Source organism: Actinopolyspora sp. BKK2 (genome assembly GCF_011291845.1).
GTDB lineage: Bacteria > Actinomycetota > Actinomycetes > Mycobacteriales > Pseudonocardiaceae > Actinopolyspora > Actinopolyspora saharensis.
Map to the genome: position 1 here is coordinate 622,461 of NZ_JAANTE010000001.1, position 11,071 is coordinate 633,531.

An 11,071-nucleotide genomic window follows, 5' to 3' on the forward strand; every position below is an offset into this window, starting at 1 on the left:
CGGGGTGCCCGCGGCGTGGCGGCGGCGCGCCGACCGGGGCGAAACCGGCGGTCACGACTTCTTGGTGGAGGTGTTCAGCGCCGACTCGCCGAGCTCGTCGCCCTCGGCGGTTTCCTCCTCGGCGGCGGTTTCCGCGTCGCTGTCCTCCGTCGCGCCCGCGGCGGGGCCGAAGGTCCACTCCGGGGCGTTGTAGAGGGTCTGGAACAGCTCGTCCCCGCCCGGGATCAGCAGGTTGATCTCGTTCTCGGTCTCGCGCATCGACTGGGCCACGGTGGTGTCCTGCCAGGCGTGGTCGCCGGGTTTGGTCAGCAGGGCCCGCCGGGACTGCTCACCGCTGCCGGAGGAACGTCCGGTGTAGTTGAGCGGCAGCCTGCCGGTTTGCTCCATGCTCCACAGGTCCCGGATGCGCTCGATGCGCTCTCCGAGGTAGTCGCGCCCGCGGAACCCGTCGACGGCCTCGGCCCGGTCCAGCAGCCGTTCGGTGATGCGCTGCACGCGCGGGTCGTCCAGATCCACGTGCTGGGCGTCGCCCTCGCGGGAGTGCTCCTCGACGGCGTTGCGCACGGCGGCCACGAACGCCCCGGTGGTGCCCCGGTCCAGGGCACGCCGGGTGTAGGGGGTGACCGACAGCGCCTCGACCTGGCGGTAGAAGGTGGCGTGGTAGTGCTCGAAGTCCTCGTAGTGGGCCAGATCGCGCGGGCGGGTCCAGTTGTAGAGGGTCACCACCAGCCCCGGTCCGGCGTCGCTGCGGCCCACCCGGGAGGAGGCCTGGATGTACTCGGCCGTGTTCTTGGGCTGGCCGGTGACCATCATCAGCCCGAACCGGGAGACGTCCACCCCGACCTGCAGCATCGAGGTCGCCAGCACCACGTCGACCGGGGTGCGGTCCTCCGTGCGGCGCTGCCGCCACCGGGCGGCCAGCGGGTGCGGCTCGGGGGTGTCCTTGCCCCGGGAGGACTTGCGCTGCTGGGCGTAGATCTCGTTCAGGTTCTCGCCGATGGCGCGGCGCCGCCGCAGGGTGTCGATCTCGGGGTCGAAGCCGTTCTCCAGGTGGGTGAGCACCTCGCTGATGTCGGCCGAGGAGATCCGCGAGGTCAGCTCCTGGATGGTCAGCATCGCGGTGCGGGTCAGCAGCCGGTCGGAGATCCCGCGCCTGCGGCCGTGGCTACGCACGCGGGTGGTGACGTCGTCGTCGAGGTAGCGCCGCATCCCGGCGAGCTCGCGGGTGGCGTTGAAGTAGCCGACCAGGGTCATGTACGGGTCGGCGGCCGCGCCGTAGGCGTCGAACATGGTCTGGCCTGCCAGCAGCAGGATCTCGGCGATGCGGATCTCGGCGGACTTCAGCCGCACCCCGTGGGCGCACACCCCCAGGTAGCGCCTGCCCGGTTTCTCCTCGGTGGGCACCTGGTGCGAGAAGAACGTGTCGGCCACGTCGGTGACCTGCGGCGGGAACACGGCCAGGTTGCGGTTGAACACCCCGCGCACCTGCTCGGTGGCGCGCTTGGTGGTGGCGGTGGAGGCGATGATCTTGGGGGCGGCCTCGTTGCCGTTCGGGGTGGTCCAGCTGCTGAGCTCGTCCACGGCGGACTCGAACAGCCCCACGGTGGTGCCCAGCGCCCCGGAGATGAGGTGCAGCTCGTCCTGGATGATCAGGTCGGGGGTGCGCAGCCGCGTGACGGGTTTGCTGCTCACCGCGGGCGAGCTGCCCTTCTTGCGGTGCTTGTCGGCGCAGCCGATCTCGCCGTCGAGGTCGTCGTGGCGGTACCCGTGCCGGGGGCACCAGCGGCGCACGCGCCCGAACAGCATCCCGGCGTAGCCCTTCCAGGGCAGCTGGGCGAGCTTGTCGACGGTGGCGATCACCAGGCTGGGCAGCAGCCGGTAGATCTCCTCGTCGACGGTGAGGATGGGCAGCCCCTCCTCGGGTGAGCGGGTCTTGGAGAACGGGCAGGCCTCGGCGCCCTCGGCGTTGGGGCAGTGCAGCAGCACCCGGCGGGTCTCGGTGTCGACCTCGACGTCCTCGTGGGCGCGCAGCGCGGCTCCGCACCACGGGCAGGCCAGGGTTTGCAGTACGTTGGCGCGTTTGCCGTCGCCGGCTTCGCGGGCCTCGCTGATCTGCTGCTCGGCCTGGCCGAACCAGTTGGGCGAGACGCTGCCGCCGACCCACAGTCCGATGCGGAAGGGCTCGCTGCCCCAGCTGGCCTCGTCCTCGCGGCGGATCATCTCGGCCGCGCACACCAGCGCGGCGGCGCGCTGGAACTGCTGGGCGGTCAGCAGCCGCAGGGTGTAGCGCATGAGCACGGCCACTCCGGCGTCGCCGGAGCGGGCCTGCTCCCCGCTGCCGAAGGTGCCCTGCAGCCTGCGGATGGCGAAGGTGAACGCGGTCAGCCCCAGGTAGGCCTCGGTTTTGCCGCCGCCGGTGGGAAAGAACAGCAGGTCGACCACGGCGGTGGAGTCGGCGGCGCGTTCGGGGTGGTCCGGGTCGGTCAGCGAGGGCAGGTTCAGCAGCACGAAGGCGAGCTGGAAGGGGCGCCAGGAGGCAGCGGCGGTGCCTTTGGCCTCGACCCAGCGCTTGGCCTCGGGGTAGCTGATCTCGTGGGTTTCGCGCAGCCGGGCGAGGTCGGTGTGGCGGCGCTGGTCGGCCATGGCGCGGTTGGCGAAGCGGAACGCGGCCAGCGCCTCGGTGTGCCCGGGCCGGTCGGGCTCGGTCAGCAGCTCGATGCCCGCCCGGATGCGTTCGGCGGCGCGGCGCGCGGTGAAGATCGCCGATTCGGCGGTTTCGCGCAGCGCGTCGGGCAGCCCGGCGGCTTCTTCCGCGCGCTGGTCGAGCCAGGTGTGATACCCCTCCACCAGCGGGGCCAACCCGGCGCGCAGCTCGGCGGGCTCGGCCGTGGCCAGCACGTCCATGGCCAGTTCGGTGCCTGCCAGCAGGCTGCTCTGGTTGCCGGGGGCCACGGTGGCGGGCACCTCGTAGGTGGGCAGCCAGGTGGTTTCGAGTTTGTGGGCGCGGCGGGTGCCGGTGGTGCGGTGCGGGTGCACGGCCACGTTGTGCCCGAAGGCGTAGCGCAGCTGGTGGCGGTAAAGCAGCCGCAGGTGGCGTTCCTCCCCGTCGGCGACGGGCTCGTCGTCGTCCAGCGGGTCGTCGGCGGGCAGGAACACCGGCTGGAGCCCGTCGAGGGCGGTCACGGCCAGCCGGGTTTGGAACATCCAGGACTGCTCCTGGGGGCTGCCCTCCCGCTGGGCGTTGATCAGGGTGAGTTCGACGACGCGTTTGCCGTCCCGGTCGCGCACGGTCACGGCCAGCAGCACCCCGGGTTCCTCGGCCGTGTCCGCGGTCAGCGGCAGCCGTGCGGAGCGCTGGCCGTCGAGGCGGACCTCGCGGGAGATCTCGACGGGTTCGCGGGTCCAGATCCTGCTCTTGGCACCTTCGGCGGTCTCGCCCTCCTCCTTGGTGTAGCGGCCCCAGGAGGCGGTGACGTGCAGCGCCGCGGTGTCCTGGCTGACGGTGCAGCTCAACCCCATGGAGGAGGCCCAGATGCGGCCCAGGCTCTGCGGAGAGAGCACTTCGGGCAGCCCGGCGCTGCCTTCGCCGTGGCCTTCTCCGCCCGCTTCGGAGGTGGTGTCCGGCGCCCCTTCGGTGGTGGTCGTGGCGCTGCGGGCGTCCTGCTTGGGGCCGAGCATGCCGACGAGGTAGCGCTCGCGGGGGCCGCTGGAGCCCGGGGGAAGCTGTTCGGTGTCCCCGTTCCAGGGGCCGAGCAGGTCCCGCACCACGATCTCCTGGAACTCCTCGCGCACCTGGACGCCGCTCACCTCGGGAAATCCCTGGTCCTCGTCCAGCGGTGCAGTCTCGGCCGCGCTGGTTGCGCCCGTGGTGGCCGTTTTCGCGGACACGTCGAGGCTGCCCTGCTCACCGTTGGGGTTCATGAACAGTCCGTCCGCGTTGTCCGGAGTGGTCATTTGCGAGTGTGCTCCCTGTCGATGGCTCGTCTCGGTTGCGGGAGAAGGCTCCACGGGCCGACGGACCCGGACACCGCTGCGCCGCGTCGATCCGGCGGTGCCGCGCGCGGCCGACTCGGGCGCGCGCCGCAACCGCTCCGATGATCATGTCGATTTCTCTCACACGGGGCCGACTCCGGTTGCAGCGCCGGGCGGTTGCTCCGCACCGCCTGCGACCGGTTCCCCCGGTGGCTGGGCGTCCGCGGAGCCCGCCGCGTCGTTGCGGTGCTCGGCGGTGGCGCACCGACCGGCCGGGCTCTCGGCCGGCTCAGCACGTTCGAACACCTTCCCGTCCGCCGGGTCGCGAAGATCGTTGTCCACCGGATGTAGAGCATAGTCCCATCGGCCATCGCGTTGGCCCGGAATGCGGGAACAATTCGAGCACTCGCGGTTCAGAGCAGGCTCACCCCGGTGTCGGAGACGTTCAGGCTGATCCGGTCGAAGCGCCTGATCTTACCGAGCTTCAGCGCCAGGCTCGCTCCGACAGCGAACGGGTCGGGTGGCGGTCTCGGCCGGCTCGTCGTCAAGCATTGCCCACCTCAGCTTCGCCACCTGCTTCGCCACTACGACCACAGTGGCGAAGTTGTGGCGAAGCTCGTGGCGAAGCTCGTGGCGAAGTTGTGGCGAAGCTTGTCCCCGCGTTGTGCCCACTCACGCCGTGGTCCTCTCGAGCAGCGTGGTGCTGCGCTGTTCGATGCTCGCGGCGATGCTGTCCCGCAGTGCGGGGTTGGAGTCGAGCAGCGGCGCGAATCGCGGCCATTCCCGCCGGGCCCGTTCCACGGTCTCGGCAACCACCTCGGGAAGCCCCGCCCTCGGCACGCGCAGACGACGTTGGAGCCGTTCGAAGGTGTCCAGGCTGATCCGGTCGAAGCGCCTGGTCTTGCCGAACTTGAGCGCGAGGTTCTCGAAGTCCCCCGCGTCCTGGTAGTGGGCAGTGGAGACCAGATCGTAGGCCGGAGCCAACGTCGGTATGCGCGGATCCCGGTAGATCAGCGACCAGTTCTTCAGGTGCGCGTCACCATTGGAGATGAGCACGTTGAACGCCGTCCGCCGGGCGAACTCGCGCAGCGCGGCGAGATCCCGGTAGCGGTAGGCGAAGAACGCGACGGTCTCGGAGCTGCCCTCGTACTTCTGATTCGGATAGGTGTTGCGCAGCTGGGCGAAGTCCTCGATGTGAACGGGGCGGCGCTGCTCGTCGCGGTCGAAACGCCGCACCGCGTAGGCCAGCTCCTCGGAACTCCTCCAGGCGTGGGATGGCAGTCCGGCGAGGTCGGCGCGGTCAACGAGCAGCACTTCGGGAACGTCGATGCCGACCGCCGCGGCCAGACTCATCATCGCGTACTCGTTGCGCGGGACGTCGGCGTGAAACGGGTCGGGCGGTTTGACGATCCAGTCGCCGCCCTGACCGCAGGCGGGCAGAGTGAGCCGGTCACCGTCACGGAGCATGGAGAACTTCAACGCGACCCCGGCCAACGAGAAACCGAGATCTCCGGCTGCGCGTTGCGGGGCACTGTCCTCGGGCAGCACCCGCACCGCACCGGGCAGGTCGTGGCCGACCTCGGCGAGCAGTTCCATCTCCCGGTCACCCGAGACGTGACGCTGCCCGGCGATCCACTGCCGCAGCCGCCCCTCGGGCAGCAGGTTGGAGAACCAGGGCGGCAACCGCAACGCGCTGCTGTGTCGCGCTCCGGGGGTTTCCTCGAACACCAGCCCCAGCACCGGACGTTCCGGATCGGCGAGGTATTCCGGATCCGGGCTGAACCAGGTGTAGTCGCCGCGCTGGTTGAGCGTTCCCACGTGGTGCCGCCGCAGCCACACGCCGTACTCGCGTCGGGTTTCGGTCATGTCACCCCCACCCCATCCGGTGCCCACGTCCGAGTCCGACGAAGGAGACGAGCGCAGTTCGTCCGACGCGGACCACTCCCTCTCGCAGCCCGCGCCGTCACGAGCGGTTCCGCCACGCGATCACCTCAGTGAACCGGACGGCTTCACGCCTCCCGCGCGGGGACGAGTTCGGAGCATCCGGACCAGCACAGGTAGTCCTCGACCACGTCGACATCGGCGGCGATCAGATCGTGAAAGGCGTTCTCGTCGGGATCGCCGCGCTGGTTCAACGGCACGATCGCGATCTGATACATCCCGAACCGCTCCTCGGTGCGATCGAGCACGGCCAACGCCCACGCGCGCAGCCGCGGCCACGCCGCGAGGTCATCCACCCGCGCCGCAGTGGGCTCGTGATGCAGCAACTCGGTGTACGAACCCAGCGAATCCGGATTGACCACCCGATACAAGGTCATGGCGTTGCACGTGCTCGCGTCCCGATTCGTGTCGTTCAGGGCTGCCAGGGCAGCTTCAGGGGTGTTCACGCGGCGTCCTCCCTCTGCTTCGCCACTGCCGCACAGCCACGTCCAGCGGCCGCACCGGCAGGTTTTTATTTCCGGATCCAGACTCTGACGCCGGATCCAAACAGGCAATAGCTCATTCGTGTGTACTTACGTCGAGCTGTGATCCCCTAGGATCTGGCTCATGGCCGGAGCCAGAGACGGACACACTCCCAAGGCGAGACTTCTCGGAGCTGAACTACGTGAACTGCGCGAACAAGCTGGCATGACTGTCCGTGAGCTCGCGAAGCTCCTCGATGTCTCGCAGGGCACCGTGTCCCGGTACGAACGGGGTGAGCGCACCCCGAAGCCCGAGTACGTGGCCCGTATTGCCGGAACCCTCGGAGTCACTGGATCCAGATATGACGAACTCGTGGAGTTCGCCACCACAGCGACCACACCGAACATGATCGTGGACGGCTCCAAAGGGCTGCACCGTCATCTGATCGAACTGTCAGAATTCGACAGGACCGCCGAGCGAGTCCTGCACGTGGCTCCGATACTGATTCCCGGTCCGATGCAAACGCGGCCCTACGCCCGGGAGATGATGATCAGCCTTCCACCGGACGAGCAGGATGTTCGTGTCGAACTACGCATGGCACGAGCAGCCTCGTTGAACACTCCACGTCAGGTTGACGTGATACTGGCTGAACGAGCACTACGCGAGCCGTTCGGGAGCGACGCCTCGATGGCAGAGCAAGTGCGACATGTGCTCGCGTTGTCGCAGCAGGAAAACATCACGGTTCGTGTTATTCCGAGCACCATACGGCGTTGGACGCTGGTTCACGACGGTGCGTTCGTGTTCTACGAATTCGCCAAAGCTGATCCGATCGTACATTTGGAGCACTTTCGCGGTCCGGCTTTCCTGTACGACGTCCAGGATGTGAAAGCGTATCGCGAGGAGACGGATACGCTCATGGAAGCGGCCATGAGCCCGGAGAAATCGAGAGAGCTCATGGCTTCGATAGCTGACCAGTTCGAAGGGAGCTCCCAGTGAGGGCCATACCAGGCGGATGGCGGAAGTCCAGCCGATCCGGACCGAACAGCAGCTGCGTCGAGGTTGGTCGGATCAGCGACGGCGCGGCAGTGCGGGACACCAAGGACCGTTCACTCGGCTACTTCACCACCACCAGCACGCAGTGGCAGACATTCCTGAACGCGGTGAAAACCGGCCGGTTCAGCTGAGCCGAACACGGTCACAGCGCCTCCGCCACGGAGGCGCTCCCCCGCTCCGGTGCGGCCACCACGCCGCAGTTGCGTCCCCGCCAGCTCGAAGTCGAACCACCACGGACTGTCGGACTTCCGAAGAGGTGGAACGACGCCGCCGAGACCATGCAGGCCAGGGCCGCGAGTTCCACTTCCCCCGCGATGCGGGAACTCGGCGAACGCGCCGCTGCCAGGGGCACGCAGTACGCCGACGAGGCAGCCCGCGATGCCGCCAAGGCCCAGAAACTGGGCGGCCCGATCGGGCCGAAGGCCCGCGCTGCCATCTCCGCCGATGCCAGCGGCTACATCAAGGGGGCCTCCAAGGTCGGCCGCCTCGGCAAGGACCTCGTCCGCGGGGTGCCTGCCGTCGGAACAGCGTTCACGATCGGCTCCGGCGTCACGGACGTGATGATGGGCAAGGACCCGTGGGAGGCCACCGAAGACACCGCGGCCAACCTCGGCGGCGGTGCCGTTGGCGGCTACGTCGGTGGCACGATCGGCACGGCCATCTGTCCCGGTGTCGGCACCGTCGTCGGCGGTGTTGTCGGCGGCTTCATCGGCAGCTGGGCAGCCGGCCAGGGCGTCGACGCGGCCACTGGAGAATGACTCGCACACCGCTGTAGTCCTGACCTGGATGGTGAGGTAGCCATGGCCGACAACCTCTTCCGCGCAGCCTCCGAGTTGCCCCCCAAGCCCGACCCCGTCACAGGAGAACCTCGCCCACCACGCGCTCCCGGCTTCCACAAAGAGAACAAACCCCCCAAGGAGCAGGACCGCGACCGGGATCAGTCCACTCGCCGCATGCCCACCCCACCCGAAGGTGAAGGACGCATGCTGGAGTGGTACCGCCACAGCCAATGCAGCGCCATCACCGGCGGAGTGATCGCCTTCGTCATTATTGCTCTCGGTATCACTGTGGCGCAGGGCTTCAGCTTGGCCTGGATGCAGTTTTGGCCTGTCTGGCTGGCCGTCGTCGCCGGGGCTTTTGTCGTCTATGGCTCGTTCCGATCAGTGGAGGCCGCAGTGGGTGCCGAGTGGCTCAAGGTCGGCAGAGCCTGGGTGCGCCTGTACGAGCTGACCGAGATCAAGGCCAGGCACCGCAGCAACGCGATCCACCTGGACCTCACTGACAGCAGCGGCCGAAAAGTCATGGTCAAATCCGACGACATCCAAGAAGACCGCGACATGTGGGACCTGATCTACAACGGCATCCTGCACTCCGTCATCACCGGCGGCGCCAAAACCAACAACCTCGTCCACAGCGCATTCCAAGTACCCCGCCCCCAGTCACGGGAAGGCTGACCTGGATGGTGAGGTAGCCATGGCCGACAACCTCTTCCGCGCAGCCTCCGAGTTGCCCCCCAAGCCCGACCCCGTCACAGGAGAACCTCGCCCACCACGCGCTCCCGGCTTCCACAAAGAGAACAAACCCCCCAAGGAGCAGGACCGCGACCGGGATCAGTCCACTCGCCGCATGCCCACCCCACCCGAAGGCGAAGGACGCATGCTGGAGTGGTACCGCCACAGCCAACGCAGCGCCATCACCGGCGGAGTGATCGCCTTCGTCATCTCTGTTGTCGCTCTGACCCTCATGCAGGGATTCGACATTCGATGGATGCAGTTCTGGTACATCTGGCTCATGCTTGTCCTGGTCGCACTTGGCATCTACGGCATATTCCGATCAGTGGAGGCCGCAGTGGGTGCCGAGTGGCTCAAGGTCGGCAGAGCCTGGGTGCGCCTGTACGAGCTGACCGAGATCAAGGCCAGGCACCGCAGCAACGCGATCCACCTGGACCTCACCGACAGCAGCAGCCGAAAAGTCATGGTCAAATCCGACGACATCCAAGAAGACCGCGACATGTGGGACCTGATCTACAACGGCATCCTGCACTCCGTCATCACCGGCGGCGCCAAAACCAACAACCTCGTCCACAGCGCATTCCAAGTACCCCGCCCCCAGTCACGGAAAGGCTGACGAACAGGCGTCGGTGCCGGTTCCGAACGGACTGTTGAGCGAGGTTCGCCGGCAGGCGGGCGCGCACACGATCTGCTTGGACACGCCGCTGCCATCGCACCTGCGACACGGCGCGGAGCAAGAGGACTGAGGCATGACCAGCGCCGGAGACGACATCGAGGCCGATCACGAAAAGCTGCGGTCCACGGCCGAGGCACTGAGCGTTTTCCACTTGGTCTTGGCGGCTCCCGACACGAGTGAGACCGGAGTGGGAAAACGTGACCGGACGCTTCCCGGACTGCAGGAGCGCGGGAGCAGCACGTAGCAGCCCCATGGCATCGCGCGATCAGCTGCGATGGAACGTGGGGTCGTAAGACGAGCGGCCAGAAACGAAAGCCGGGGACGACCGAGGTACCGGTCATCCCCGCGCAGGTCGCAACAACCTCGGTGGGCGTCGCGGCTCTCCTCGTCCCGGGTAAGCGGCCCGATCAGGACGTGCCGGCGTTTGCTTGATAGCTCGGCAGACGCGTCCAATCCAGCTCGTCGACTTCGACGCCGAACTCGTCCAGTGTCATGCTCGTCGTGTCTCGCGCGAGCCGGAGTCGCCGGATGTGCGTGTCGTCGAGCCACACCTCGACCGTTTCGTCGTTGCCCTGCGCGGTTGCCAGAGCGGTGATGTGTCGCCACGGCCGCGTCGGGTCGTCGTCGATTCCGTGATCCTCCAGCGATGTGACCTCGGTGAGCGTGTCGAACAGCCACAGCGGGGTGACGAACTTCGGTGGTGCTTCGGAGTCGAGGGAGTCGAGCGCGCGGCCAGGACGTCCGGTCCACACCCGGTCTTCGAGTTGCAGCAGCGCGAGACGTCCCTCGTCGAACATGGCGCGGCGTCCCGCGAGGTCGAGGAACCCTTCGGCGTCAAGGCCCCCGGGCAGGCGACGGATGATCGCCCTGGCGAGAGAGGGCAGAATCCCGCGGCGTTGCGGCACGGCGGCGTCGAACTTCGCCCGGTGCTGCGAGAAGTCCAGGTGCAGGGTGACGCGTGCCGCACCAGCGGCGACTGTCCGGTCGACCGCCTCGCGTAACTGCGCCAGAGTCAGGGCATCGGTCATCGCTAGTGCACTCCCGGGGTCTGCTGTCCTGCGGGCGATCCCCGCCAGATTATCCGATCACCGGTCGCGGGGTTCTGCCCCGTCTCGACTGCCTCCCCGCTCCGCGCGGCGCGCCTCATGTGGGGAGCCTCTCGTCGCAGCGCTCCACCGACGTCGGCCGAACACCTCGTGCGGTTCGATGCCGGTGCGGGCGATGCGGACCAGGACCCGCGCTCGCTGACCCAGCGGCGGAGCTGCCTCTGAGCACAGGCTTTTGTCGTCGTGGAGCTCGCCCGGCTCGCGCCGAGGTGGTCCCCGTCGGGAGTTGACGGCCGGGATGGCGTGGACCAGGGGGCAGGACTCGGGATCGTGGGCGTTGGCCGGCGAGCCCATGGCGGACAGCCTGGTGCAGCGCGTCCCGGACTTCGACGTCGGACCATCGCGGACTC

General features: G+C 68.1%; 12 protein-coding genes and 1 pseudogene. 6 read left to right on the forward strand and 7 right to left on the reverse strand.

Going from position 1 to position 11,071, the window contains the following annotated elements; genetic code table 11:
* Positions 1–51: 51 nt before the first annotated feature.
* From drmA to G9Q41_RS02825, 5 genes are all read right to left on the reverse strand, one after another.
* Entirely contained in the window at positions 52–3,954 is a 3,903-nt protein-coding gene (gene drmA / locus G9Q41_RS02810) for a DISARM system helicase DrmA (RefSeq protein WP_165631363.1), read from the reverse strand.
* Between the two features lie 159 nt (positions 3,955–4,113).
* Entirely contained in the window at positions 4,114–4,314 is a 201-nt protein-coding gene (locus G9Q41_RS02815) for a hypothetical protein (RefSeq protein ID WP_165631362.1), read from the reverse strand.
* Between the two features lie 71 nt (positions 4,315–4,385).
* Positions 4,386–4,520: a hypothetical protein gene (locus tag G9Q41_RS22220; RefSeq protein ID WP_278250764.1), complete on the reverse strand. Its 135-nt coding sequence runs from the start codon at positions 4,518–4,520 to the stop codon at positions 4,386–4,388.
* A 124-nt stretch (positions 4,521–4,644) separates the two neighbouring features.
* Positions 4,645–5,838 carry a HipA domain-containing protein gene (locus G9Q41_RS02820; protein WP_165631361.1) on the reverse strand — a complete coding sequence of 398 codons (1,194 nt, stop codon included), beginning with the start codon at positions 5,836–5,838 and terminating at the stop codon, positions 4,645–4,647.
* Between the two features lie 143 nt (positions 5,839–5,981).
* Positions 5,982–6,359, reverse strand: coding sequence for a hypothetical protein (locus G9Q41_RS02825; RefSeq protein WP_165631360.1), 378 nt, complete (start codon positions 6,357–6,359; stop codon positions 5,982–5,984).
* A gap of 160 nt (positions 6,360–6,519) precedes the next feature.
* Here G9Q41_RS02825 and G9Q41_RS02830 point away from each other — a divergent pair, with 160 nt between their 5' ends.
* The 6 genes from G9Q41_RS02830 (at position 6,520) to G9Q41_RS02855 (ending at position 9,859) form a co-directional block, all read left to right on the forward strand.
* Positions 6,520–7,371, forward strand: a complete 852-nt coding sequence (locus G9Q41_RS02830; protein ID WP_165631359.1) for a helix-turn-helix transcriptional regulator — start codon at positions 6,520–6,522, stop codon at positions 7,369–7,371.
* Positions 7,368–7,559, forward strand: a complete 192-nt coding sequence (locus G9Q41_RS02835) for a DUF397 domain-containing protein (protein ID WP_165631358.1) — start codon at positions 7,368–7,370, stop codon at positions 7,557–7,559. Before G9Q41_RS02830 ends, G9Q41_RS02835 begins: the two co-directional genes overlap by 4 nt.
* Before the next feature lie 69 nt (positions 7,560–7,628).
* A complete protein-coding gene (locus G9Q41_RS02840) occupies positions 7,629–8,186 on the forward strand; it encodes a hypothetical protein (RefSeq protein WP_165631357.1) in 558 nt (185 codons plus the stop codon).
* Positions 8,187–8,228: 42 nt separating this feature from the next.
* A complete protein-coding gene (locus tag G9Q41_RS02845) occupies positions 8,229–8,882 on the forward strand; it encodes a hypothetical protein (RefSeq protein ID WP_242687016.1) in 654 nt (217 codons plus the stop codon).
* A 19-nt stretch (positions 8,883–8,901) separates the two neighbouring features.
* On the forward strand, positions 8,902–9,555 hold the full coding sequence (locus tag G9Q41_RS02850; RefSeq protein ID WP_242687017.1) for a hypothetical protein: 654 nt from the start codon (positions 8,902–8,904) through the stop codon (positions 9,553–9,555).
* Positions 9,556–9,688: 133 nt separating this feature from the next.
* Positions 9,689–9,859 carry a hypothetical protein gene (locus tag G9Q41_RS02855; RefSeq protein WP_165631356.1) on the forward strand — a complete coding sequence of 57 codons (171 nt, stop codon included), beginning with the start codon at positions 9,689–9,691 and terminating at the stop codon, positions 9,857–9,859.
* Positions 9,860–10,022: 163 nt separating this feature from the next.
* On the opposite strand, the gene G9Q41_RS02860 is transcribed toward G9Q41_RS02855, so the two are convergent.
* On the reverse strand, positions 10,023–10,643 hold the full coding sequence (locus G9Q41_RS02860; protein ID WP_165631355.1) for a hypothetical protein: 621 nt from the start codon (positions 10,641–10,643) through the stop codon (positions 10,023–10,025).
* Between the two features lie 252 nt (positions 10,644–10,895).
* Positions 10,896–11,009, reverse strand: a pseudogene (locus tag G9Q41_RS21725) (IS5/IS1182 family transposase); the annotation flags it as partial.
* Positions 11,010–11,071 lie beyond the last annotated feature (62 nt).

Bases quoted from the DNA above. Each gene is read 5' to 3' on its own strand.
- drmA (WP_165631363.1), bottom strand. From the start codon at position 3,954: ATGACCACTCCGGACAACGCGGACGGACTGTTCATGAACCCCAACGGT.
- G9Q41_RS02820 (WP_165631361.1), bottom strand. From the start codon at position 5,838: ATGACCGAAACCCGACGCGAGTACGGCGTGTGGCTGCGGCGGCACCAC.
- G9Q41_RS02830 (WP_165631359.1), top strand. From the start codon at position 6,520: ATGGCCGGAGCCAGAGACGGACACACTCCCAAGGCGAGACTTCTCGGA.
- G9Q41_RS02845 (WP_242687016.1), top strand. From the start codon at position 8,229: ATGGCCGACAACCTCTTCCGCGCAGCCTCCGAGTTGCCCCCCAAGCCC.
- G9Q41_RS02850 (WP_242687017.1), top strand. From the start codon at position 8,902: ATGGCCGACAACCTCTTCCGCGCAGCCTCCGAGTTGCCCCCCAAGCCC.
- G9Q41_RS02855 (WP_165631356.1), top strand. From the start codon at position 9,689: ATGACCAGCGCCGGAGACGACATCGAGGCCGATCACGAAAAGCTGCGG.
- G9Q41_RS02860 (WP_165631355.1), bottom strand. From the start codon at position 10,643: ATGACCGATGCCCTGACTCTGGCGCAGTTACGCGAGGCGGTCGACCGG.